The organism is Nocardia terpenica, from assembly GCF_013186535.1.
In the GTDB taxonomy this organism is placed as follows: Bacteria; Actinomycetota; Actinomycetes; order Mycobacteriales; family Mycobacteriaceae; genus Nocardia; species Nocardia terpenica.
Genome location: NZ_JABMCZ010000004.1, coordinates 585,789 through 610,573, shown reverse-complemented (window position 1 = coordinate 610,573; position 24,785 = coordinate 585,789). Strand labels below are relative to the sequence as shown.

The window sequence follows — 24,785 nt, the reverse complement described above, 5'->3', positions numbered from 1 at the left end:
ACCCGTGATGACCATCACGCTAAAATGACGTCCTTCAGAAAACCAATAGATGTTTTTCGCGTTGCGTATCGAGGGGATCTATGTCCGGGAGTTTCGATCTCAACCTGGTCCGGACATTCGTGGTGCTCTACGAGACCAGAAGCGTCACCGCCGCCGCCGATGTCCTCGGCGTCACCCAGCCCACCGTCAGCTACGGCCTGGGCAAGCTTCGCCGACGACTGCACGACGAGCTCTTCGTGCGCGGCCCCGGCGGACTGGCGCCGACCTCCGAAGCGGAGCGAATGTATCCGACGCTGCGCGCCGCCGTGGAGCACGTCGACGTGATATTCGGGGCCGCAACCGAATTCGATCCCTCGCAGCCCGCGAGCTTCGCACTCGGCCTCTCCGATCTCGGCGAGGTCAACGTCCTGCCCCGCGTGCTGGCGGAGCTGCGCGCCCGCGCACCCGCGATCACCCTGCACGTGCACGCGTTCGATATCGGCGCCGCGACCGACCAATTGACCCGCGGCCAGGTGGACGCGATCGTCGCCAGCCCCGAACTGGACTCCCCCCGGCTGAGCCGGACGCCGCTGTTCACCGAGGGGTATGCGGCGCTGGTGGCGGCCGATCATCCACGGCTACAGGGCAACTCGGCCACCGAGGCCGAACTCCACCGCGAACGGCACGTGGTCGTCGACGGCGTCACCGGCCACCCCGGGCCGCGCCGCGCCCTGCACGAGCACGGGCTCGACGCACGGATCACCGTGCGGGTCACCCGATTTGCGACCCTGCCCTACGTGGTACAGAACAGCGACCTGGTCGCCATCGTCCCCGAACTGGTCGCCGCCGCCCTCGCCCGCACCCACCCCGTGCGGGTCATCACCCTACCCTGGCCGATCGAACCGGTCGAGGTGTGCGCCTACACCCGCCGCACCCCCGGCCGCGGCGCCGCCCAGCGCTGGTTCCTCGGCGTCATCCGCGCGGCCGTGCGGGATATCCGCGCGTAGGAAGGGATTTCAGGAGCGTACGAGCAGGACTCCCCCGGCGGCGAGCACGGCGAGCACTATGCCGACGATGCCGTAGCCGAGGCGATGGTCGCGCACGCCGGGCACGAAGCGGTCCAGCGCGCAGCGGCCGGGTCCGGTCAGCGCGATCGAGGCGGCGGCGAGGCCGAGCAGGAGTTCGTATTCGACTCCCTTCGGCGCGAAGAATCCGCCGTCCCATTTCACGGCGATCGCATTGATCAGCGTGCCGATCACCGCGGCCCCGGCACACCGGCTGCGAATGACCGAACTCGCCGCGGCGCTGTACACCTCCAAAAGCGGTCTCAGCTACCAGATCACCCAACTGGAAAGGCCGGGCTGGTTTACCGCGAACCGTGCCCCTCCGACGAGCGCGGCGTCGTCGCGGTCCTCACCGCCACCGGCCGCCGCCTCGAACGCATCCCACCCGGTCATGTCACGACCGTCCGCCGAGCACTCATCGACGGCCTCACCCCCGCCCAGCAGGACCTCATCGCCGACGCCCTGGCGGAAATCGCCCACCGGCTCGAGTCGGCCACCGATAGCGGAAACCCCACGGCGATACCGACCGGGGGATAGGGTGCGGCGGAGTCACCGGCTCGTTCTCGGCGCGACCGCACGGAGGAGAAGGGAACGAAGGAGATGGGAAAACAGGCAGTAACCGTGCTCTACGTCCTCGCACTGATAGCCGTCGTGGTCGGCGTGGACATCCTTTTCTTCAGGCACCACTTCTGGGGCCGCCTGCTGGTGAACGTCGGAATAGTCCTGGTATTCGGGGCTTTCTACCTGCGATTCGTGAAGGAATAGCCGTCGTTCGACAATGCTCGCCCAACCGGGCGTGCAGCCGGACTTCGTTGCCGCCGTTGCGTGATGTATTGAGCACAGTCCGTCTGGACGGTATCGTCACACGGGTCGACAGCACTCGAACCCTTGTGGAGGGCCGCCATGGATCCCGCTCGCGACTACGAACAGATCAACCGTCGTCTGCTGACGGTCGAGTTCACGACCGAGCTCGTGTTGGGGAGCGAGTTCGCGCAGATTGCGACCTTTGCGGTGCCGAGCATCGGCGAATTACTGGACCGGACAGGCGAATTCGTCTCCGATGGAGTTCGGCGCAATGACGATACCGGGCTGCTGCTCGGGGAGGTGACCGTGCACGGGTTCGGTTCCGCGCGGGGGAAGCGGGCCCTCGGCCGGATCAACCGGGTGCACGCGCCGTACGACATCTCCGGCGACGATTTCCGTTATGTGCTGGCCACTTTCGTGGTCTACGGGGTGCGCACGGTCGCCATGCACGGTCGGCGGCCACTGACCACGATCGAGCGCGACGGCCTGTTCCACCACTATCGGCAGCTCGGCAGGCACATGGCCATCAAGGACATTCCCGAATCCTATGGGGAGATGGCCGCATTCCTGGACGCCTACGAGGCCGAGCGCTTCGGCTTCACCGCGGGCGCGCACCGGGTGGCCATGGCCAATCGGGATCGTATGGCCGCACAATACTTTCCGAGGCTGCCGCGGTCGGCGGCGCTGGACCTCACCGACGCCCTGGTTCCCGAGCACCTGCGGCGAACGCTGCGGTTGCCACGCCCGAGCCCGGCCGCGCGTGCGCTGGTGGCCACCGGACTGAAGGTGCGCCAGGTGGCGGGCCGCTATCTGCCGAGAAACGGCACGCCGGTCGACCTGCTCGCCGCCTCGGCCGAGCGCAGCTATCCCGATGGGTACACGATCGATCAACTCGGCCCGCGCTGCCCGGTCGAGCGCTAGCCGGAACGCGGTGCCCGCCTGGTCATTTCGATCAAATGGTCGCGCACCTGCCCGGCCAGTGGTTCCGACAGCGGGGCGAGCCCGAACAGGCGGGACAGAAACCAGCCGTCGGCGGCGAGCCGGACCACGGTCGCCCGGACCGGATCGATGCCGTCGTCTTCCAGCCTGCGCTGGAACGTTTCGTACCACTCACGCAGCGGCTGCAGCAGGGTGGGGTCGAGGGTGGCGGCGGCGAGCAGGGCGGCGGCGACGCGCTCGGGGCGGCGGTCGTGTGGGTGCTCGACGCTACCGATCAGGAATGCCCGGGCGGCCGCGCCGGGTTCGGCGTCCACCGGGATCGCCATCTGCTCGACCAGCCGGTCGATCATGGCGCGCACCAGGGCGAGCTTGTTCGGAAAGTAGTGCAGCAGACCGCCTTTGCTCACCCCCGCCGCCGCGGCCACCCGCTCCAGGGTCAGATGCCCGGCCCCCTCCCCCAGCAACACGTCCTCGGCGGTATCCAACAGCCGCTCGCGCACACCGATCCGCGGCTTCGCCACCTCGCCCGCAACGGCCGTCCCCGGCTCCCCCGCCTTCCGACCGCGATAAGCCCTGGCCTGACAAGCGCGCGAGCAATAGGTCGACGGACGCCCACGCCCCCTCGACGCAAGCGCTTTCCCACACACAGCACACCCGGCCATCCCATCCTCCACTCGTCTCCTCGTGACGAAATTCTAGCGGACGATTGTGATGAAATTGCGCGGCGGTCCTATGAACGCCGGTCGGCCTCCATCCGCTGGACATAGGCGACCGCGTCGCCGACGGTCCGCAGATCCTCCAGGTCCCCATCCGGAACCCGCACGCCGTACCTGTCCTCCACCTGCACGACAATCTCCACCAGCGACAACGAGTCGACCTCCAGATCGTCGACGAAGGACCTCTCCATCGCCACCTCCGAAGCGTCGATGCCGGTCACCTCCTCGATGATCTCCGCAATGCCAGCCACGACTTCCTCCTGCGTGATAGCCACGAATCACCCTTTCCTGTGCGACATTTCGAGCGGCAATGCCAGTACGCTAAAAGCTCCATCGGGGTGGAGGTTCAACACGTTGTGACAGACGACACACGGCCCAGGGTGCTGGTGAGCATCGGAGAGTTGGCGCGTAACACCGGCCTTCCGGTGCGAACGATCCGGTTCTACTGCGACGAAGGCATTCTCGAATCCCGCCGGAGCGCGGGCGGGCATCGGATGTTCGACGCGGACAGCGCGACCGAGCGTCTGCTTCTGGTGCGGCGGCTGCGCGCGCTCGGTCTCGGGCTGAGCTCGATTACCGATGTGCTGCACGGGGAGCGGTCCATCGGCGAGGCCGTCGCCGCCGAAAGCGCCCGGCTCGATGGGGAATTCAGGTCGCTGGCGTGGCGGCGGGCATCACTGCGGGCGGTCGAGGCGGCCGCACCGACCCGGCGGGGCGAGCGGCTCGCGCTGCTGGCCGCCGCACAGGACGGCGGTGCGGCACACGAGTGCCTCGTGCGGTTCTGGCGGCGCATCCTCACACCGACGCGCGGGTGCGACTTCGACACCTTTGTGTGCGGGAATATCCCGGAGCCGCCCGCCGATCCATCCGTCGACGAGGTGGTCGCGTATGCCGAGCTGGTCGCTCTGGTCACCGACTCCGACATGAACAGCGCTGTAAGACAGCAGCTCTGGCGAAATCAGCCGGAACTGATCCGCGACCGCAGGGGGCTGTTCTTCAGCATCGGCGACATAGTGCTCGATGTCATTCCGCTCGTATCGAAAGGCGTGCGGCCGCACGGTGGTAGCGAACTCGATGGATTCGTCGAGGCCCACGCCAGTGCGCGACGGGAGCGTGATTCCCGCCGGTTCCGGGAGCAACTACTGGTCGGTGCGACCGACACCGACCATCGAATCCATCGCTACTGGGCTCTGATCGGGCAGCTCTTCGGAACCTCCGTCACCGTGGGGCAGGCCCACCACTGGCTGTACGACGCACTGGTTTACTGCGCCGCGCCTCAGGAGCGGCGGGGCGACAGCGTGTAGCTGAACGAGATCACGAAATCGATGCCGAGGATGACCGCCCACGGAACCATCACGCCCCACAGCGGGATGGTGCGATGGATATCGCCGACCAGGAGCGTGAAAACGCCCAGGACGGCCGCGCCGATCACGTAGGCCAGCACGTGCCGGAACCATTGCGCCCGTTCGTGAGCCGCGTGCGCGCGGCCCGCCTTGGGCGGGCGGGTCGGCGCGGGGCCGTGGGCGAAGCGGTGCGCGAAACGCTCGTCGGCCCAGCGGATCATCTGCGATCCGAAGGCGACCGACACGCCGATGTAGATGGCAGCCAGGCCGTGGGACGCGGTCGCGTGGCCGCCGCCGCGCAGGTCGAGCACCGCCGCCGCCAGCAGGACGACGTCCACCAGGGGGACCGCCATGAGCAGGGCCTTGCTCAGCCCGCGGGCCGGGGTCAGGTACCGCACCGCCAGACCGAGCAGGAGCAGCACCCAGAACCCGATCTCGCAGCCGATGATCACCGCAATCACATCGAGCTCCTTATTTCGCACAGTCGTATCAAAACCAAAATAACACATCTGTGTGAAAATGGGATCGTGCCCAAGATCGTCGATCATCAAGTCCGGCGGGTGGAGCTCGCCGAGGCCGTCGGGCGGGTCGTCGCGCGCGATGGAGTGGACGGGCTGTCGGTGCGGTCGGTGGCGGCCGAGGCCGGTTGGTCGCCCGGTGCGCTGCGCTACTACTTCACGACCCGCACCGAGCTGCTGGCCTTCGCGTGCGCGGAGGTCATTACCCGGGTGACCGCGCGTGTCGAGGCGCTGCCGCGCGAGGGTTCGCCGCGCGATCAGGTGCGCGCCCTCCTGCACGAGACCATGCCGCTGGACGACCACCGCCGGACGGAGGCGGCCATCGCGTTCTCCTTCGTCGCGCTGGGACTGGGCAATTCGGAGCTGGCCGAGGTGGAGCGCCGCCATTTCGACGCCATGTACGGCATGTGCCGCGATCTGGTCGACGGCCTGGCCGCCGCCCATCTGCTCGCCGAGACCGACGCACCGGTGCGGGCGCTGGCCCGCCGCCTGCACGCGCTGGTGGACGGCCTGAGCCTGCAGGGGCTGGCCCGGCACCTCTCCCCCGCGCAGATGATCGATCAGCTGGACGCATTCCTCGACGAACTGCTTGCGCCCCAAGCACACTCGAGCACCTGATATTCCATTGTCCCCATTACCCGTTCATGGTTCGATCGCCGCATGTCCGCAGTACCACCGCTGCTCGATCGGGTCGCCGAAACCGTAGGCGCGGCCATCGCCCGCACCCACCCCGACGCCGCGGGTGCCGATCCGGTCGTGCGTCGCTCCGCCCGGGCGGACTTCCAGTCGAATGCCGCACTGTCCCTGGCCAAACGGCTACACCTCGGCCCGGGCACACTCGCGGGCGGGCTCGCGCAGGCGCTGACCGACCCGGACGAGCGGCTGCTCGGCGAGGTGAGCGTGTCCGGCCCCGGCTTCCTCAATCTGACCGTCGCGGACCGGCCGCTGTGGGAGCAGGTCGCGGCGCGGCTGGCCGATGACCGGCTCGGTGTCGGCGCGCCCGAGGACGGCCGCCGCACGCTCGTGGACTACAGCGCGCCGAATATCGCGAAAGAGCTGCACGTGGGCCATCTCCGGACCACGATCATCGGCGACAGCCTGGTCCGCGTGCTGAGGTTCCTGGGCGCGGAGGTGGTTCGCGTCAATCACGTGGGCGACTGGGGCACCCAGTTCGGGATGCTCATCCAATACCTGGACGAACATCCCGACCAGCAGTGGCGCGGCGAATCCGCCGTCTCCGCACTGGATGCGCGGTACAAGGCCGCGCGGGCGCTGTTCGAGGCCGATCCGGCCTTCGCCGACCGATCGCGGGCCCGGGTCGTCGCCCTGCAATCGGGCGATCCGGCCACGCTGGCGCGCTGGCGGGAGATCGTCGCCGAATCCGAGCGCGCGTTCGCGGCCGTCTACGCGCGGCTCGGCGTGCTGCTGACGGCGACGGATTCGGTGGGGGAATCGTTCTACAATCCGATGCTGGCCGATACGGTCGCGGAGCTGGTGGCCGCGGGCATCGCCGAGGTGAGCGACGGTGCGCTGGTGGTGTTCTCGACCGAGGCCACCGGTCCCGACGGGCGGCCGGTGCCGCTCATGCTGCGTAAGCGCGACGGCAGATACGGCTACGACACCACCGATTTGGCCGCGATCCGCTATCGGATCACCGAACTCGGTGCGCGGCGGCTGCTGTATGTCACCGATTCCCGGCAGACGCTGCACTTCCGGCTGGTCTTCGAAACCGCCCGGCGCGCAGGCTGGTCCGGCGACGGGATCGAGGCCGAGCACGTCGCCTTCGGCACGGTGCTGGGCCCGGACGGACGCCCGTTCCAGACGCGCGCGGGCGGTACCGTGCGGCTCACCGCATTGCTCGACGATGCCGTCGCGGCGGCGAGAGCGGTTGTCGCGGAGAAGAATCCGGATATGCCGGAGGAGGAGCTGACGGAGATCGCGGAGATCGCGGGCATCGGTGCGGTGAAGTACGCCGACCTGTCGACCTCACGGGTGAAGGACTATACCTTCGATCCCCAACGGATGGTGGCCTTCACCGGGAACACCGGTGTCTACCTGCAATACGCGCACGCTCGTATCCACTCGATTCTCCGCAAGGCCGAAAACGCCACCGGCACTGTCGATCCCACGATCGCGCCGCAACCGGCGGAGCGCGCGTTGGCGCTGCGCCTGGATGCCTACGGCGGCACCGTCATCGAGGTCGCCGACACCCTCGAACCGCATCGGCTGTGCGGCTACCTCTACGATCTCGCCCGCGATTTCACCGCCTTCTACGACACCTGCCCGGTGCTGTCCGCCCCGCACCCGGTGCGCGACAACCGGATCGCGCTGTGTGGCCTCACCGCCCGCACCCTGGCGCACGGGCTGGGATTGCTCGGGATCACCGCGCCCGATCGGATGTAGTGCGGTCGATCTCGGCCATGTGCTCCTCCGCCCAGGCGCGCAGCGCGGACAGCGGCACCTCCAGGGAGAGGCCCAGTTCGGTCAGGCGGTAGTGCACGCGCGGCGGCACGGTCGGTTCGACGCGGCGCGCGACCAGGCCGTCGGCGGTCAGGTTCCGCAGCGTCACCGACAGCATTTTCTGCGAGACGCCGGGCATGCGCCGCCGCAGTTCGGCGAAGCGCACCTCGGTGGGCGCGGCCTCGGCCAGCAGCTTCACCACCATGGACACCCATTTGGTGCCCAGGCGATCGAGCAGCTGCCGGGTCGGGCAGTGCGGGTCGAACACATCGCCGCGGGCGGGCGCGGTCGTATCGGAGGGGGTCACCTCGGGCTCACCACCTGTCGGGAAAGTGCCTTCTTGGCAGGCAGGGCCATGTTACCTACGGTCAGGTGGTTACCAACGGTTACTGCTTCGGGAGGCTCGATGCCGGTCGATATCGTGGTAGATCACGTGCGCGCCAATGGAATCCAGCTGCGGGTGGCGACCGCGGGCCGCGGCCCCGCGGTCCTGCTGCTGCACGGCTTTCCGCACACGTGGCAGCTGTGGCGACCGGTCATCGACCACCTTGCCGAGCGGTATCGGGTCATCGCACCGGACCTGCGCGGACTCGGCGGCAGCACGCGGGCGGCCGATGGCTACGACGCCGAGAATCAGGCCGCCGATATCGCAGGATTGCTCGACGCGCTCGACATTCCGTCCGCCGCGGTGGTGGCCATCGATGCGTCGGTGGCGCCGGCGTTTTTGTTCGCGCTGCATCACCTCGATCGGGTGCGGCGGCTCGTGCTCATGGAGGCGGCCCTCGGCGCGCTGCCCGGCGCGGAGGACTTTCTCGCCGCCGGGCCACCATGGTGGTTCGGTTTCCACGCCGTGCCGGGGCTGGCCGACACCGTCCTCGCCGGGCACGAATCCGCCTATATCGATTGGTTTCTCGATATCGGCACGCTGGGCCGCGGTGTGCCCCGGCCGATTCGGGATGCCTTCGTGGCCGCCTACACCGGAACCGAGGCGCTGCGTAGCGCATTCGGCCACTATCGCGCCATGTCCGTCACCGCCGATCAGATCCGGCGAGCGGTCGCCACCGCCAGGCTGACGATGCCGACGCTGGCCGTGGGCGCGCATCCTGTGGGTGGCGCGCTCGAGCGGCAATTGCGCCCGATCGCCGACGATCTCACCGGGCACGTGCTCACCGACTGCGGGCACATCATCCCCCTCGACGGGACGGCGCCACTGCTCGCGCTCCTGAAGAATTTTCTCGCCGCACCCCACCGAACTACTTCGTTTGGGGCACAAACGATCTCGGCTACTTGCCCGTGACGGCACCGCCGTATCGCGTGATCGGCGGGTTCGGTTGGTTCGGCCAAATGTCGTTCCGTGTGAGAACATCCCTGGCACATGTGGTCACCCCACCACACATGGGATGACTTCGAGTGCCCGACGAGGGCTCAGCTGGAAAGAGTTTGGTAGGAATGCACGACTCCCACCACGCGACGACCGTGACCCGGCCTCGTGTGCGGCAGGTACCGCTGTCGTTCGGGCAGCAGCGCCTGTGGGTTCTGGCGCAGATCGACGACGCGAATGCGGCGTACAACGAGGCGATGGCCTTCGATCTGCGCGGTTCGCTGGATCGCACGCTGCTGGCCCGCGCCCTGGATGCCCTGGTGGCCCGGCACGAAGCGCTGCGCACCCGCCTGATCCCCGCCGATGGCGAGGTATGGCAGCACATCGACCCGCCCGACACCGGATTCGCCCTCGAGGTGGTGGATCTGACCGGCGACCCGGACGCCGACCGGCGGCTGCGCGAGATCCGCAGGCTCGACGCCGAAACCCCCTTCGATGCGAGCCGGGGCCCGCTGGCGCGCGGCCATCTGGTGGTGCTCGGCCCGCAGCATCACGTGCTGCTCGCGACGGTGCACCACATCGTGTTCGACGGTGCGTCGCGCGATATTTTCCTGCGCGAGCTCGGCGTGTACTACACCGCCTTCCGGCGCGGCGTGGACCCCGAGCTGCCGGAATTGCCGTGGCAGTATGCCGATTACGCGCGGTGGCAGCGGGACTGGCTGGCGGGCGACGAGCCGTCGGCGCAGGCCGACTACTGGACCCGGACGCTGGCGGACGTGCCGCCGATGCTGGACCTGCCGACCGACCGCCCGCGCCCGGCCGAGCAGCGCTACCACGGCGCCCGGGTGCCCGTCGTCCTCGATGAGGATCTGACCGCGGCGCTCACGTCCCTCGCCGACGCGCACGGTGTCACCGTGTACTCGGCCATTCTGTCCGGCTGGGCGGTGCTGCTGTCGCGGCTGACCGGCGCGACCGACCTCGTCGTGGGCGTCCCCACCGCCAATCGGCGGCGCGGGCAGGTGGCGGGCCTGATCGGCTTCTTCGTCAATTCCCTCCCCGTGCGGGTCGACCTCTCCGAATCGCCCACGGGCGCGGTACTTCTCGGCCGGGTTCAGCGGTCCTTGCGCGGCGCGCTGCGGCATGTGGATCTGCCGTTCGAGCGGGTGGTGGAGGCCGTCAATCCGCCGCGCAGCCCCGCGCACAGTCCGCTGTTCCAGACGATGCTCGCCTGGGTGCCGACCCTGCACGGCCTGCTGGAACTGGCGGATGTGCGGGTGGAGCCGCTCGACATGCCGGACGCCCCGGCCAAATTCGATCTGGCGCTCGGGCTGGCCGACGAAAACGGCCGCATCGTGGGCCATCTCGACTATTCGACGGGGCTGTTCGATCCGGAAACGGTCGCGCGATTCGCTCGCTACCTGGTCCGGGTGCTCACCGAACTGACCGCGCATCCCGATCGCCCGGTGGCCGATCTGGAACTCCTGGACCCCGCCGAACTCCGAAAGCTGGTGGGCGACTGGAGCATCGGCGAGCCGACCGCCGACCGTCCCGCCACCCTGATCCAGCGATTCGCCGACCGGTCCCGCACCCACCCCACCGCCCCGGCCCTCGTCTGCGATGGCGTCACCGTCGACTACGCAACCCTGCGCCGCCGCGCGAACCGGGTAGCCCACGGTCTGCTCGCCCGCGGCATCGGTCGCAACCACGTGGTCGCCCTCCACGCCCACCGAACCCCCGACCTGATAGTCGGCATCCTGGGCATCCTCACCTCGGGAGCCGCCTACCTGCCCCTGGACCCCGCCCAGCCCGCAGACCGGTTGTCCGCCATGATCACCGACGCCGCCCCGTCACTGATCCTCACCGACAGCGAACTACCACCAACGGAACGCACAACCCCCGTGATTCCGGCATGCTTTTGGCCGGAATCTCCTGGCACGCAGCAGGTTACGAGGGATCCCGGCCAAAAGCACGCCGGGATCACGAGGGGGCACGCCGCGATCGCAAGGGAGCGTGCCGCGATCACGAGCGACCACACCGGGAACACGAGCGACCACACCGGGAACACGAGCGACCACACCGGGAACACGAGCGACCACGCGGGGAGGGCGAAGGGGCATTGCAGCGCAGATGCCAGTGACAGCACAGCGGTACGCACGCTCGCTGGCGCTGGACCAGCGCGTGTGGAATGGGTTGCGGTGGCGGCTGTCGAGGCCGAGTGCGACGACGATCCGGAGATCCCGGTCGGGCCTGCGGATTTGGCGTATGTCATCTACACCTCCGGTTCGACCGGGAGGCCCAAAGGTGTTGCGGTGCCGCATGGGAGCGTGCTGAATCTGCTCGATCAGTGGGTGATGCGGTTCGGGGCACTGCCCGGCGCTCCGGCTTCGGCGTGGTCGAGTATCGGGTTCGACGGGGCCGTGCACGAGATTTTGCTGCCGCTCACTACCGGGGCGGTGTTGCATCTGGTGCCGGAGCGGTTGCGGGGGGATCCTGCGGCGCTGCTGCGGTGGATGGTCGAGTGTCGGATCGAGAGTGCGTTTCTGCCGCCCGCGTATGTGCGGTGGATCGATGAGGATCCGCGGGCTCGGCTGGCCGGACTGGTGCTGCGGCAGTTGCTGACCGGCGTGGAGTCGCTGCCGGAGACGGCGTTGGCTCGGTTACGGGTCGAGGTGCCCGGTCTTCGGGTGTGTTACGGGTATGGTCCGACCGAGGCGACCGTGTACGGGACCGCGCTGACGGATCCGGCTCCTCGTGAGCGGGCCGCGCCGATCGGGCGGCCGGTGCCGGGTACCCGGTTGTATCTGCTGGATGCGCGGCTGCGGCCGGTGCCCGCCGGGGTGGTGGGCGAGATCTATTTGGCTGGCAAGGGTTTGGCGCGAGGGTATCTGCGGCGGCCGGATTCGACCGCCGATCGGTTCGTGGCCGATCCGATGGTGACGGGCGAGCGGATGTATCGGACCGGGGATCTCGCGCGGTGGCTGCCGGACGGTACGGCCGAGTATCTGGGCCGGCGCGATGATCAGATCAAGTTGCGCGGGTTCCGCATCGAACCGGGCGAGGTGCAGGCGGCGCTCGTGCGGTTGCCGGGGGTTCGGGAGGCGGCGGTTCTCGTCGATCGGTCTCCGTCCGGTGAGCCGCGCCTGGTGGCCGGTCTCGCCCGTTCCGGCGCGCCGCGATCGGCCCACGAGTGGCGGGCCGAGCTGTCGAAGCGGTTGCCGGACTATATGATTCCGGCCGTCTTCGTGGAAACCGAGCACCTGCCGCTGAATCGGAGCGGAAAGCTCGACCGCGCCGCCCTGCTCGAGCTGGCGCATGCCTCGGTGACCGAGGTGGTGAATGCGGCCAGCCCCCGCGATCACATCGAGCTGGGGCTCTACCGGATCTGGCGGAATACGCTGCTGCACCCGGGAATCGGGATCACCGACAATTTCTTCGACATCGGTGGCACGTCGATATCCGCCATCAAGGTGGCGCATGCGATCGAATCCGAATTCGGGCGGGCGATACCGGTGCAGCAGTTGATGCTGCATCCGACCATCGAGGCGCTGGCGGCGCTGCTGCGCACCGGCGGCGGGTCCAACGCGCCGGGCAGCGTCATCGAATTGCGTTCCGGTAGTGGCGATCAGCGCGTGGTCTGTGTGCATCCGGCGGGCGGTACCGCCTTCTGCTATCTGCCGCTCGCCGCGGGGCTGCCGGACGACGTCGGGGTCGTGGGCATCCAATCGCCGGGCCTGAATCCCGGTGAGACGCCGCTGCTCTCGGTGGAGGCGATGGCCGAGGAGTACCTGCGGCTGATCGAACCCGGCCGGGACGAGACGATCGTGCTGTGCGGGCTGTCCTACGGCGGCTTGGTCGCCCACGAGATGGGACGACGCCTGGCCCTCGCCGGGCACGAGCGGGTCGGTGTAGTGCTACTCGACACCGTCGGCTCCGTCGCGCCGGACGCGATCGAACCCGTTGCGGCCGAGGAGTTCCGGGAGAAACTGATCCGGTTCAACGGCATGTATCCGGGGATCGACGACGCGCAGGTCGACCGCTACTACCGGATCTACAACCACAATCGGATGACCGCGCGCGCCTACGAGCCGCCGCCGTCACCGACGCGGACGGTGTTCGTCCAGGCCGTCGGTGACGAGGCCGATCCGGCGGATATCGCTGCGGGAGCGGACTTCTGGCGCGAGCGCGCCACCGGGGACCTGGCGATCGAACCGGTGTCGTGTGGCCACTGGGACATGTTGGAGGCCGACCAGTTGCCCCGGGTGGCCGAGCTGATCTCGGCCGAGCTGGCACTGCTGTCCGCCGCGGCGTCGCCCGCATCGATCGTCCTGGAGTCCTAATGTCGTCCGACACCGAACGGCCCACCGTCGCCGGTGTGGCCGGGGCCGTACACGGCCGCGCCCAGCGCACCCCCGAAACCCTCGCGGTCGTCGAGGGAGATCAGCGGCTCAGCTATGCCGCGCTCGATGCCTTCGCCGCCGCGGCGGCGGAGAGCCTGTCCCGCACCGGGATCCGCCCCGGCGATGCGGTGGCGGTCGCGTTGCCACGCGGCTGGCGGCTCATCGCCACCATGCTCGGCATTCTGCGAATCGGCGCGCAGGTGGTGCCGCTGGATACCCAGAGCCCGGCCCACCGCCGGGCGCACATCCTCACCGATTCGGATGCCGTGGCGCTCGTCCATGGCCCGGACGAGCTGGACGCGGTGCCCGACGGCGTCCACCCGGTACCGGTCGGCACGCTGTTCGAGCACGAACCAGCCGACCCGCGGCCACCCGCTCCCCCGGCGCAGGCATCGTTCCTGTTCTATACCTCGGGCACGACCGGCCAACCCAAGGGTGTCGAGGTCCGCGATGCGGGCATCCTGCGCCTGGCGCGGCCGGGGTACATCGACCTGGCCGAGGGCGCGCGCTACGCCTGCCTGTCCAATCCCGCCTTCGATGCCATGAGTTTCGAAGTCTGGGTACCGCTGCTGACCGGCGGCTGCTGCGTGATCCTGGACGAGGAGACCGTGGCGACGCCGCACCGGCTGGCGGCCGCGCTGCTGCGCGAGCGGATCGATACGCTGTGGATGACGGCGGCGCTGTTCAATGCGGTCGTCGACGCCGTGCCCGACTGTTTCGCCGGGGCCGCGCAGGTGCTGATCGGCGGAGAACAGCTGAATGCGGCCGTGATTCGCCGCTGGTATCGCGCCAATCCCGACTCGAACACCGTCCTGCACAACGGGTACGGTCCCACCGAGACGACGACTTTCGCGCTCTCCCACCCGATTCCGCGCGATTTCGCCGGGGACGTGGTGCCCATCGGCCGACCGCTACCCGCGACGACGACGGCGATCGTGGTGCCCGGTACCGAACGCCTGGCCGAGCCCGGCGAGGTGGGTGAGCTGTATGTCGCGGGCGACGGCCTCGCCGCCGGATACCGCAACCTGCCCGAGGAGACCGAGCGCCGATTCGTCCGGTTGCCGTGGCTCGACGGCGAACGCTATTACCGCACAGGCGATCTGGTGCGCACGAATGCCGACGGAGCCGTCGAGTACCTCGGCCGCACGGACCGGCAGGTGAAGGTGCGTGGTTTCCGGATCGAGCCCGGCGAGGTGGAGCGGCAGCTCGCGGCGCATCCGGCGGTGCGGCAGGCATACGTGTGCACCCGCCGCGAGGGCGAGCACGGGCCGCATCGGCTGCTCGGGTACCTGGTGGCCGATGCGGGGTTGTCCTACGACGAGTTCGAGCGGCATATCGCCGATCGGCTCCCGACCTATATGCGCCCGCATCGCCTCTATCGTCTGGATGCGTTGCCGCTCACCGCCAATGGGAAGATCGACCATATCGCCCTCGCGGAGCGCACGGACGAACCGTGGCGGCGGACCGGCGCGGCGGAGGCCGTCACCGATTGGGAACGCGAGGTGCTCGACCTGGCGGCGCAGACGCTAGGTATCGACCCGCCGCGGCCGGGCGATAGCTGGATCGCCTGCGGCGGCGATTCGCTGCAGGCATTACGGCTGCGGTTCGCCGTGCACCGCCGCTGGGGGTGCGAGATCTCGCGGCACTCGGTGCTGCACAGCACCTTCCGCGAGTTGGCCGCCGCCATCGCCGAGGCGCGCAGCGCCGGTGGATTCGCCTACCCGGACGCGCCCGCGCCCGCCGCGGCCGCCTCCGCGCCGCTGACCAGTGAACAGCAGCGGCTGTGGTTCCAGCAGCAGTGGAGGCCCGGCTCGCGCGCCTACAATGTGCCCCTGGCGTTCCGCATCGACGGCGCGGTGGACGCCGTGCGGTTGCGACATGCCTTGTGCGCGCTCGTGATACGGCATCCGGCGCTGCGCACCGCGTTCGAGTCCACGGCGGACGGGCCACGGCAGGTTGTCGGCGAGCCCTACGATCCGTGGATCGAGGCCGATCCCGGCGCCGCGCGCGACGAGGCGGCCCGCCGCGCCTTCGCGGACCGGTTCTTCGCCGTCGCCTTCGATCTGCGGCAGCCGCGAATGCTGCACGCCTGCTGGTTAGCCCACGACAATGGCGGCACCCTGCTGTTGCGGCTGCACCATATCGCCGTCGACGGCTGGTCGCTGAGCGTGCTGTTCCGTGATCTGTCGCAGGCGTACTCGGGCGAGAGCGAACCTGCGGACGCCCGCACACCCCTGGATTACGCCGGATGGCAGTCCGACTGGTTCGCCACCGACGCCTATCGCACCCAGGTTCGCGAATTGCGCGACCACTACGCGCGTTTCGATGAGCCGGAGTCGCTGCGACCCATCCACGAGCGGCCGTTCTCCGCCGGACGGATGCTGCACACCGCGCTGGACGTCACGCGCCGGGCTCGGCTGGATCGGGTGTGCGCCGACACGGGCCTGACCCGATTCCAGGTGTTGCTCGCGGTCTTCGGCTGGAGCCTCTACGCGGTCACCGGGCATACGCGGCCGAGAATTGCCGCGCCCGTGGCGAATCGGCCGATTCACGAGTTCGAGGCCAGCGTCGGCATGTTCGCCAACACCGTGCTGCTGCCCGTCACCGTCGAGCCCCTGGCGACAATGCGGGATCAGGTGGCGCGACTGGGAGCCGATACCCGCGCGGTGCTGGATCGGCAGGACGTGGCGCTGGCGGATGTGCTGGCCGACCGTGAATCGCCCACGGGGACATCCCCGTTCGATGTGCTCTTCGTGCTGGAGAACACCGACTTCGGCGCGCTGGCGCTGGCCGGGACGACGGCCCGGCCACTGTGGTGGGCCCCGGCCGAGGCCAAGACGCCCATGACCGTGTCGGTGATCGAGCACGCCGAGGGTTTCGACTGCCTCTGGGAGTACGCGGAAGACTACTTCGACGCGGAACGGGTGGCGGCACTGGCCGAGCTGTTCCGGCACGGCCTGGACCTGCTGTGCGACGGCGGTATCGCCACTCCCGCCACCCTGGCCCGGCCGTATCGCGCCGCGCTGCCGGATACCAGCCGAGGACCGGCGGCGGAGCCGACCTTCACCACGGTCGCCGAGGGTTTCGCCTGGCAGGTGGCGCTGACCCCGGCGGCCGTCGCACTGCGGTCGCACGACCGCGACGTGACCTACGCCGAACTCGACACCGCCGCAGCATGTTCGGCTCACACACTACGTTCGGCATACGCGCTACCCGACCAGGGCGAACCCTGCCGTGTGGCACTGTATTTCGAACCGTCGATCGAGCACGTGGTCTCGCTGCTGGCACTGGCTCGCCTGGGGGTGACGGCCGTACCGCTGGATCCCTCGTATCCCCCTGCGCTGCTTCGGCAGATCCTCGCGCAGGTGCGACCGCTGTGTGTCCTGCTCGCACCCGACCGGGCGGCGGCATTCGATACGGTCGATTCGACCGGGATCCCGCGCCACCTCGTGACGGATGTTCTCGGGCGCACCGGCGACGAGGAATATCGCTCTGTCGCATCGTTTCCCACGACGGCGACCCGCCCGATGTACACCCTGTTCACCTCCGGTTCCACCGGCACGCCGAAGGGTGTGCAGGTTCCCGACAGCACCCTCTGCAATCTGCTGCAATGGCAGTCGACCGTGGGCGGCCTGTCGACACCCGCGGTGACACAGCAGTTCTCGATGCTGTCGTTCGACGTGTCGTTCCAGGAGATCTTCACGACCCTGTGCGGCGGCGGCACACTGCATCTGGTGCGGCCCGAGTGGCGACGAGACATTCCGGCCCTGCTCGACCAGCTCGACGGCGCGGGCATCGAGCGAATCTTCCTGCCCTACGTGGCATTACAGCTGCTCGCCGAGCACGGCGTGCGACTCGGCCGCTACCCGGGGCGATTACGCGAGGTAATCACCGCCGGTGAGCAACTGGTGTGTACCGACGCCATCCGGCACTGGTTCGCCGGGCTGCCGGGCGCTCGCCTGTTCAATCACTACGGACCCACCGAAACCCATGTGGTGAGCAGCCTGTGCCTGGACGGCGATCCCCTGCGCTGGCCCGATCGGCCCGCCATCGGGCACCCGATCGCGCAGGCGGTGCTGCGGGTGGTCGACAGCGCCGACCTCCCGGTGCCCCCGGGGGTCGAGGGCCGACTGCTGCTCGGTGGCGCCATGGTCAATCGCTGCTATCTGGGCGATCCCGCCTCTGCCGCACCGCGTTTCGAGGAACTTCCCGGAATCGGCCTGTGCTACCGCAGCGGCGATCGCGCCCGGGTCGATGCCGACGGCCTGGTGCACTATGCCGGTCGCGACGATCAGCAGATCAAGCTGAGCGGTCACCGGGTGGAACTCGGCCAGATCGAGGCGGCGCTGCTCCGCCACCCCGCCATCGTCCACGCCCTCGTCGTCCAGGACGGCACGGCGCTGGTGGCCTGCCTCCGGTGCCGCACCCCGGAACCGACCGTCGAGGACCTCACCGCGCATGTGGCGGACCTACTTCCGGCCCACGTGCGCATCGACCGGTTCCGGCTCCTCGCCGAACTCCCCCGCACTCCCAGTGGGAAACTCGACCGCCGCAACGCATTACGCGCCCCGGGCCGCGAATTGAGTCGCAGCACTACCGACCCGGCCACCTGGTCGGCGACCGAGGCCACCCTCGCCGGAATCTTCCAGGCCGCCACCGGTGCACCCATCGCCCCGGGTCAGACCTTCTTCCAGGCAGGCGCAACGAGCCTGGGCCTCATGCGTTTCCACCTGCGGTGCACGGCCGATCCGACGCTGCGGTTCACCGTCGCCGATCTTTTCGAGCACGTCACCATCCCCGCCCTCGCCGCATTCGTGGACCGGCAGACGAGGGACCGGGCTCCCGCGCATGCGCGGACGGCAGTCCCGGCAAGCCGCACAAAGCAGGCGGACGCGGAGACGGTCGCGTCGGCGGCGACGGAACCGATCGCGGTTATCGGTATGGCGGTGCGGGTGCCGGGCGCGACCGATCTCGGAGCGTTCTGGGAGCTGGTACGCACCGGGCGCAGCGGGATCGAATACTTTGCCGCGCCGGAGGGTGTGGTGGGAGCCCGCAGCCAGATGGACGGCCTGCTGGCCTTCGATCCGGGGCATTTCGGGATCAATCGGCGCGATGCCGCGCTCATGGACCCCCAGCAGCGGCATTTGCTCATGAGTTGCGTCCAGGCGCTCGCCCATGCCGGAATCGCCGATCCGGCGGCGCGGCGGATCGGGCTGGTGGCCGGGTGCGGGGAGAATACGTACTTCCAGACCATGCTGCGGGAGGCCGATCCGGCGCTGCTGCCGGACGGTTTCCAGCTGGCGCAGCACCACGACAAGGACTTCCTCGCCACCAAGGCCGCCTACCATCTGGGGCTCACCGGGCCCGCGTTCACCACGCAGGCCGCGTGCGCGAGTTCGCTGGTGGCCGTGCATCTCGCGGCCGGACTGCTGCGGCAGGGCGATGCGGAGGTGATGCTGGCCGGGGGCGTGCTCGTCGATACCACGCTCACCGACGGCTACCGGTACCGCCCGCAGCACATCTTCTCGGTGGACGGGCACTGCCGCCCGTTCAGCGACGACGCCAGCGGCACCGTCGGCGGCAGCGGTGTGGGCGTGGTGGTGCTCAAACCGCTGCGGGCCGCCCGCCGCGACGGGGACACCGTGTACGCGGTCGTCACCGGCTCGGCGGTCAATAACGACGGCTCCGCCAAACTCGGGTACAGCGCCCCGTCCCTCGCGGGCCAGCGGGAGGTCGTTCGAACCGCCCTGCGCCGCAGCGGACGTCGCGGCACCGACATCGGATATGTGGAGGCGCACGGCACCGGCACCCGGCTCGGCGATCCCGTCGAGGTCGGCGCGCTGCGGCAGGCATTGGAGCTCGGCGACGGCGACAACTGCGCCCTGTCCTCGGTCAAGAGCCAACTCGGGCATCTGGGCGCGGCCGCGGGCGTGATCGGATTCATCCGCGCCGTCCTAGCGGTCCGACACGGCATCATCCCCCCGACCATCGACTTCCGCGCCCCGAATCCACAACTGGCACAGGATTTCACGGCCTTCTCGGTGCCGACCACCGCAGTGCCGTGGCCGTCCGACCGCGATCGTGTGGCAGGTGTCAGCAGCTTCGGCATCGGCGGCGCCAATGCCCACGTGATCGTGGAGGCTTCGACCTCCGATCCTTCATTCCCGTCGAATTCCCCCGCGTGCCTGCTGCTATCGAGCAGCAGCGAGGCCGCGCTACGCGCCGATGCCGCCCGCATCGCGAATTACCTTGCCGCCCATCCGGACCGGTACACACAGGTGCTGCGGCATCTCCAGGCAGGGCGACCGGCACGGCGGTACCGCATGGCAGCGGTCTGCGCGGACGCCGACGCGGCGGTGGTGTGGCTGGGTAGCGCAGCTGGGGCCACGGTGCACGATACGGCTGTAGCTGCTGCGGAATCCGTTGCGACAGTGGTGTCGTCCGTCGATGCACCGAGCGAACTCGTAAACGCCTGGATATCCGGAGCACGCATCGATTGGCCGGACGGCCCCGCGCCAGCACCCTGGGATTTCCCGCCGCCCACATTCGACTTGGCCGACTACAGCTTCCAGCGTACGACATCCCGCACCACATCATCCCAGTCCGCGTCCCACACGTCGTCATCGCGGTCTGCGTCCCATAATCCCTCACTCCGACACGCGTCCGAGACTCCGTCATTCCGGCACGCGTCCGAGACTCCGTCATTCCGGCACGCCTCCGACACTTCGTCATTCCGGCACGCCTCCGACACTTCGTCATTCCGGCACGCTTTTGGCCGGAATCTACAGTCGGATCCCGGCCAAAAGCATGCCGGGATAACTGAGGCGAGACATGCCGGGATAACTGAGGCGAGGCACGCCGGGATAACTGAGGCGAGGCACGCCGGGATAACTGAGGCGAGGCACGCCGGGATAACTGAGGCGAGGCACGCCGGGACAACGGAAGCGAAGCACACTGGGACAACGGAAGCGAAGCACGCCGGAATAACGGCGGAGAAGCAGGCCGGGATGACGGGGGCGAAGCGCGCCGTCACGACAGAGGCACAGTGCGCCGGGATGTCGGAGACACCGTGCCAGGACGGCTTTGTCGGGTCGACGGATTTGCCGGAGCGATTGGCCGAAGCCGAGTGGCTACATCAGCCGACGTGGGTTCGGTTACGGCGGGCGGGTGCCGTCGATGGGCGGCACGAGGATCGAGTGCTGGTTGTTATGACCGACACGCCGGTCGACGTGGCGGCGCGCACGGCGTTCTCGGCAGGTCACCGACGGGTGATCGAGGTGCGTTCGGCGGTGGCGTATTCGCGCGTGGCGGCCGATCTGTTCGAGGTGGATCCTGCCGATAGTGCCTCGCTGCGAAGGCTTTTCGACCATCTCGGTGAAACGGACGGGATCGACTGGTTGCATACTCTGCCCCTCGCGGTGACCGGGGCGGTCGGGGCGGACACGTTGGATCGGGCGTATCGGGCGTGCGTGGATACTCCGGCGGCCGTGCTGCGGGCCGTGGCGGATAGTCCTGTGGCGGCGCGGTTTCGGGCCTGGTGGCTGTCGGCGGGTGCGCAGCCGGTCGACGGGTTGGTGCGGCGGCCGGAATCGGCGCTGCTGTCGGGTATTTCCGCCGTCGGTCCCCAGGAGGTCGGGGTGCCGGGTCATTGGGTCGATCTGCCCGACGGCAATCTCGCGGCCCATGCAGCCGTACTCGCGGGACTGCTGGCCGCCGATGATGCGCCGAAACAGGCTGCCCTGCACCGGGACTACTGGTGGGAGCAGAGCACCACACCGGTGACCGTCGCCGAAACCGAACGTCCCCGAGGCGAGGGCGCGCATGTAATCCTCGGCGGCACCGGCGGAATCGGTGTGGGCATAGCGACCTGGTTGCTCGAGCACACCGACGGTGACGTGGTCCTGCTGGCGCGCCGGGCGCAACTCCCGGACGAATTGACCCCGTGGGCAAATCGCGTGCGGATCATCTCCGCAGATCTCACCGAAACCGCACCGGCTGAGATCATGTCGCGGCTACGAGAGCGAATTACTGTCCTACACACCGTGACTCATGCGGCTGGAGTAGCTGCCGGTGGGTTGATCGCTCGGCGCGACTCGGTCACGGCCAAGCAGGCGAGTGCCGTGAAACTCCTGGGCGCACTGCTCATGGAACAAATCATCGACCACTACCGCCCGGCGATCGCGGTCTACTGTTCCTCCATGTCCGCCCGCTTCGGCGGCATCGGCCAGCTCGACTACGCCGCCGCCAATGGTCTGCTCGACGGCTTCGCCCACCATCGCGCCCGACCCGGCGAGGCCACGGTCCGCATCGGAATCGACTGGGACATCTGGTCGGAGACCGGGATGGCCGTTCGCGCCCTGCGCGGCGACGCCCGGCACCGGGACCATCTGTCCGTCGGCCTCACGGTCGCCGAGGGGCAGCGGGTTTTCGCGCGGGCGCTCACGGCGCAACTGCCGCAGCTGCTGGTGTCGACCACTCCCCTGGCCGAGGCGCACAGGTTCTACGCGCCCACCCGCGACACCGTCGCCGAGGCGAACGCGGACCTGCCCTCGGCCGCCCGGCTGCTCACCGAATTCCTCTGTGACGCATTGGGTCTCGAGGAACTGGACCCGGATGCCTCGCTCTACGATCTGGGCGCGGATTCGCTCACCATGCTCGATGTCATCGATGCGGTGAAGCAGCATCTCGGGATCGATCTGGAGCTGTCGCGCCTGAGCCATCGGGTGTCGCTGGCGGAGATTCTGGCCCGGGTGACCGACGCCGCCGCGGGTGCCGTCGGCGCGGAGGACGTGTCGGTGCAGGTGTGGCAGGAGGGTACCGGCCGCGAGGTGCTGTGCCTGATCCATCCGGTCGGCGGCGATATCCAGGCGTACCGGCCGCTGGTGTCGGGACTGGCTGCCGAGTTGACCGTTTGTCTCATCGCCGATCCCGCGCTGCGGGACACCGCGCCGCCCGGATGGACCCTGACCGAGCGGGCGCGGCTGTATCACGCGGCGCTGCAGGCCCGATTCCCCGTCGAGACCTGGCGCTGGCAGCTGGCCGGATGGTCGTTCGGCGCGTGGGTGGCGCTCGGGATGGCCGCGGAATCCGAGGCCGCCGGACAGCCCGCGCGGGCACTGCATCTCATCGATCCGCCGCCGCCGGGCGCGGGCGCGCGGTTCCGCGACTACGACCGGGCCCAGCTCGAGGCGGTCTTCGCGCACGAGCTCGGCCAGTCCGGCGATTCCGGCGCGCACGGCTACGCCGAACGCCTGGCCCGCTGCTGTGAGGCCAACCTGCGCAGCATGATCGATCACCGGCTGCCGCGGCTCACCCGCACGCCGAGCCGGGTCTGGCTGGCCGAGCGGCCGCTTCCGGACCTGCCCGACCATGGGAATCTCGATGCGCAGCAGGCGGATTGGGGGCCGCATCTGCCGGAGTCCGCGGTCTGGCATCGGCTCGATACCACGCACTACGGCATCGTGCGCCCGCCGCAGGTGAGCGCGGTGGCCGCGGCCGTGAACGCGACGCTCGGAGAGGCGGATTCGTGAACCCGTATCAGCACCGACCGGCGCGGGCATTCTGGCGGCCCGCCGTCGCCGAGGCGGATCCGCGCACGGTGGACGCCCTGTGGACGCCGAAATTCGGTCTCGGCCAGGACGATCCGATCATTACCGCCGGATCCTGCTTCGCGGCCCGGCTCGGCCGCCCGCTCATCGATCACGGCCGCAACTGGTTCAATGCCGAGCCCGCGCCGCCGGGGCTCACGCCGGAGGAACGCAAGGCCCGCCGCTTCGGCGAATTCTCCTTCCGCACCGGCAATATCTACACCGCGGCCGTGCTGCGGCAGTGGTTGTCGTGGGCGTTCGACCGCGCGGACGCGCCGACCGAGGTGTGGGAGCACGACGGCCGGTGCTACGACCCGTATCGGCCCGCCATCGAGCCCGACGGGTTTTCCAGTGCGGCAGAGCTTTTCGAGGCACGGTCGGTCACGCTGGCGGCGATCCGGGATGCGGTGATCGAGGCGCGCTGGTTCATCTTCACCCTCGGCCTCACCGAGGCATGGCTCGACACCGCCGACGGGACCACGTATCCGGCCTGCCCGGGCACCGTGCGCGGCACCTTCGATCCGCAGCGACACGCCTTCCACAACTACACATTCGCCGAGGTGCACCGCGACCTGACCGCGGCGCTCGATATCGCCCGCGCCGCCAATCCGGAGCTGCGGTTCGTGCTGACCGTCTCCCCGGTGCCGCTCACCGCGACCGCCACCGACGATCACATCCTGGTCGCCAACGGCTACAGCAAGTCCGTGCTGCGCGGCGTCGCGGGCCAATTCGCCCAGGAGTGCGACGATGTCGACTACTTCCCCTCCTACGAGCTCATTACCGGCGCGCCGTTCCGCAGCGGATTCTATGCGCCGAATCTGCGAGAGGTGACGCCCGAGGGCGTCGAATTCGTCCTGCGCCACTTCCTGTCCGCGCTCACCGGGCAGGCCGTCGCGACCGGTCCGGCCCGCACCGCGTCCGGCACACCGACCACGGGAGGAGACGTCTGTGAGGACGCCGTACTCGACTACTACGGCCCCCGCTAGGTTCCTGCTGCTCGGCGACTCGCACGCCGGGCCGATCGGCAAGGCGGCGCAGGCGGCGCGAATCCCGTTCCGCGGCGGGCCGATCGGGGCGGCGCGCGAGTTCACCGACGACTTCTTCACCGCGCGCGCGGACGATGTCGTCTTCTCCGACGCGGAAACCGAGCAGTACTACCGTAAGTTCCTCGACGAGCTGGGTATTTCGACGATCGCGGAACTGACTGTGCCGCTGGTGGTTACCTTCGGCTTCGCCGCGCATTTCGTCGCCACCCGGGAGAACTGGGAGCCGTATCGGGTGCGCGGCAATGGTTTCGAGGACGGGTTCCTGGACAGTTCGCTGTTCGAGGCGATCGTCACCACGGTGGTTCGCGATGCGCTCGCCTTCTACGGGCACGCCCGGGGGCTGGGTCTGCGGGTGCTCGCGGTCCTGCCGCCGCAGCGGGTGCCCGGGCAGTCGAACCCGGAAATCTTTCTCGCCGCGCAGGATTGCGTGCGGCGGGCCTTGCTCGGGCTCGATATCGAGATCGTCGATCTGCGCGAGCGCATTACCGATGCGAGCGGCTTCCAGCGGCCCGACCTGTGTGAGGTCGACGACGAGATTCACGGCAATCTCGCCTGGGGCCGCATCGTGCTGGCCGATCTGCTCGATCGCGGGCTGTAGCGAATCATCATTC

Annotated in this window: 17 protein-coding genes; 11 read left to right on the top strand and 6 right to left on the bottom strand. The window is 69.0% G+C overall.

Translation table 11 applies throughout. The features are described from left to right. The first annotated feature begins 80 nt into the window (after positions 1-80). On the top strand, positions 81-986 hold the full coding sequence (locus HPY32_RS35555) for a LysR family transcriptional regulator (protein ID WP_067589085.1): 906 nt from the start codon (positions 81-83) through the stop codon (positions 984-986). Positions 987-995: 9 nt separating this feature from the next. On the opposite strand, the gene HPY32_RS35550 is transcribed toward HPY32_RS35555, so the two are convergent. Further along, positions 996-1,298 carry a DoxX family protein gene (locus tag HPY32_RS35550; protein ID WP_067589086.1) on the bottom strand — a complete coding sequence of 101 codons (303 nt, stop codon included), beginning with the start codon at positions 1,296-1,298 and terminating at the stop codon, positions 996-998. Positions 1,299-1,310: 12 nt separating this feature from the next. Then, positions 1,311-1,523, bottom strand: coding sequence for a hypothetical protein (locus HPY32_RS35545; protein WP_067589088.1), 213 nt, complete (start codon positions 1,521-1,523; stop codon positions 1,311-1,313). A 120-nt stretch (positions 1,524-1,643) separates the two neighbouring features. Between HPY32_RS35545 and HPY32_RS35540 the strand changes: the two genes are divergently transcribed. Both HPY32_RS35540 and HPY32_RS35535 read left to right on the top strand, forming a co-directional pair. Further along, positions 1,644-1,808, top strand: coding sequence for a hypothetical protein (locus HPY32_RS35540; RefSeq protein WP_171983213.1), 165 nt, complete (start codon positions 1,644-1,646; stop codon positions 1,806-1,808). Between the two features lie 138 nt (positions 1,809-1,946). After that, a complete protein-coding gene (locus HPY32_RS35535) occupies positions 1,947-2,768 on the top strand; it encodes an oxygenase MpaB family protein (protein ID WP_082871477.1) in 822 nt (273 codons plus the stop codon). Here the strand turns inward: HPY32_RS35535 and HPY32_RS35530 are convergent. Together HPY32_RS35530 and HPY32_RS35525 are read right to left on the bottom strand one after the other, a co-directional pair. Continuing rightward, entirely contained in the window at positions 2,765-3,307 is a 543-nt protein-coding gene (locus HPY32_RS35530) for a TetR/AcrR family transcriptional regulator (RefSeq protein ID WP_082871478.1), read from the bottom strand. The genes HPY32_RS35535 and HPY32_RS35530 overlap by 4 nt on opposite strands. A gap of 209 nt (positions 3,308-3,516) precedes the next feature. Beyond that, on the bottom strand, positions 3,517-3,777 hold the full coding sequence (locus tag HPY32_RS35525; RefSeq protein ID WP_067589089.1) for an acyl carrier protein: 261 nt from the start codon (positions 3,775-3,777) through the stop codon (positions 3,517-3,519). 81 nt (positions 3,778-3,858) lie between these two features. Between HPY32_RS35525 and HPY32_RS35520 the strand changes: the two genes are divergently transcribed. Then, positions 3,859-4,806 carry a MerR family transcriptional regulator gene (locus HPY32_RS35520; protein WP_067595905.1) on the top strand — a complete coding sequence of 316 codons (948 nt, stop codon included), beginning with the start codon at positions 3,859-3,861 and terminating at the stop codon, positions 4,804-4,806. Here HPY32_RS35520 and HPY32_RS35515 read toward each other — a convergent pair. Then, complete coding sequence (locus HPY32_RS35515) at positions 4,779-5,306, bottom strand: hypothetical protein (RefSeq protein ID WP_231951667.1); 528 nt, start codon at positions 5,304-5,306, stop codon at positions 4,779-4,781. The genes HPY32_RS35520 and HPY32_RS35515 overlap by 28 nt on opposite strands. A gap of 66 nt (positions 5,307-5,372) precedes the next feature. Here HPY32_RS35515 and HPY32_RS35510 point away from each other — a divergent pair, with 66 nt between their 5' ends. Together HPY32_RS35510 and argS are read left to right on the top strand one after the other, a co-directional pair. Continuing rightward, positions 5,373-5,981: a TetR/AcrR family transcriptional regulator gene (locus tag HPY32_RS35510; RefSeq protein ID WP_067589090.1), complete on the top strand. Its 609-nt coding sequence runs from the start codon at positions 5,373-5,375 to the stop codon at positions 5,979-5,981. A 42-nt stretch (positions 5,982-6,023) separates the two neighbouring features. Next, positions 6,024-7,766, top strand: a complete 1,743-nt coding sequence (gene argS, locus HPY32_RS35505; RefSeq protein ID WP_067589091.1) for an arginine--tRNA ligase — start codon at positions 6,024-6,026, stop codon at positions 7,764-7,766. Here argS and HPY32_RS35500 read toward each other — a convergent pair. Continuing rightward, on the bottom strand, positions 7,744-8,130 hold the full coding sequence (locus HPY32_RS35500; protein ID WP_067589093.1) for a winged helix-turn-helix transcriptional regulator: 387 nt from the start codon (positions 8,128-8,130) through the stop codon (positions 7,744-7,746). The two genes, argS and HPY32_RS35500, sit on opposite strands and share 23 nt — an antisense overlap. 99 nt (positions 8,131-8,229) lie before the next feature. Between HPY32_RS35500 and HPY32_RS35495 the strand changes: the two genes are divergently transcribed. The 5 genes from HPY32_RS35495 to HPY32_RS35475 all read left to right on the top strand — a co-directional run bounded on the left by HPY32_RS35495 (position 8,230) and on the right by HPY32_RS35475 (position 24,772). Further along, positions 8,230-9,120: an alpha/beta fold hydrolase gene (locus HPY32_RS35495; RefSeq protein WP_067589095.1), complete on the top strand. Its 891-nt coding sequence runs from the start codon at positions 8,230-8,232 to the stop codon at positions 9,118-9,120. Between the two features lie 152 nt (positions 9,121-9,272). Beyond that, a complete protein-coding gene (locus HPY32_RS35490) occupies positions 9,273-13,481 on the top strand; it encodes a non-ribosomal peptide synthetase (RefSeq protein WP_082871479.1) in 4,209 nt (1,402 codons plus the stop codon). Further along, positions 13,481-23,071 carry a non-ribosomal peptide synthetase gene (locus tag HPY32_RS35485; protein ID WP_171983211.1) on the top strand — a complete coding sequence of 3,197 codons (9,591 nt, stop codon included), beginning with the start codon at positions 13,481-13,483 and terminating at the stop codon, positions 23,069-23,071. Before HPY32_RS35490 ends, HPY32_RS35485 begins: the two co-directional genes overlap by 1 nt. Beyond that, positions 23,068-24,114, top strand: coding sequence for a GSCFA domain-containing protein (locus tag HPY32_RS35480; RefSeq protein WP_067589098.1), 1,047 nt, complete (start codon positions 23,068-23,070; stop codon positions 24,112-24,114). Before HPY32_RS35485 ends, HPY32_RS35480 begins: the two co-directional genes overlap by 4 nt. Next, positions 24,077-24,772, top strand: coding sequence for a hypothetical protein (locus HPY32_RS35475; RefSeq protein ID WP_171983210.1), 696 nt, complete (start codon positions 24,077-24,079; stop codon positions 24,770-24,772). The genes HPY32_RS35480 and HPY32_RS35475 overlap by 38 nt, the downstream gene beginning before the upstream one ends. Positions 24,773-24,785 lie beyond the last annotated feature (13 nt).

What these genes read in the sequence shown, in the direction of transcription:
- HPY32_RS35555 (WP_067589085.1), top strand. Translation starts at nt 81, where the DNA reads ATGTCCGGGAGTTTCGATCTCAACCTGGTCCGGACATTCGTGGTGCTC.
- HPY32_RS35540 (WP_171983213.1), top strand. Translation starts at nt 1,644, where the DNA reads ATGGGAAAACAGGCAGTAACCGTGCTCTACGTCCTCGCACTGATAGCC.
- HPY32_RS35535 (WP_082871477.1), top strand. Translation starts at nt 1,947, where the DNA reads ATGGATCCCGCTCGCGACTACGAACAGATCAACCGTCGTCTGCTGACG.
- argS (WP_067589091.1), top strand. Translation starts at nt 6,024, where the DNA reads ATGTCCGCAGTACCACCGCTGCTCGATCGGGTCGCCGAAACCGTAGGC.
- HPY32_RS35495 (WP_067589095.1), top strand. Translation starts at nt 8,230, where the DNA reads ATGCCGGTCGATATCGTGGTAGATCACGTGCGCGCCAATGGAATCCAG.
- HPY32_RS35490 (WP_082871479.1), top strand. Translation starts at nt 9,273, where the DNA reads ATGCACGACTCCCACCACGCGACGACCGTGACCCGGCCTCGTGTGCGG.
- HPY32_RS35485 (WP_171983211.1), top strand. Translation starts at nt 13,481, where the DNA reads ATGTCGTCCGACACCGAACGGCCCACCGTCGCCGGTGTGGCCGGGGCC.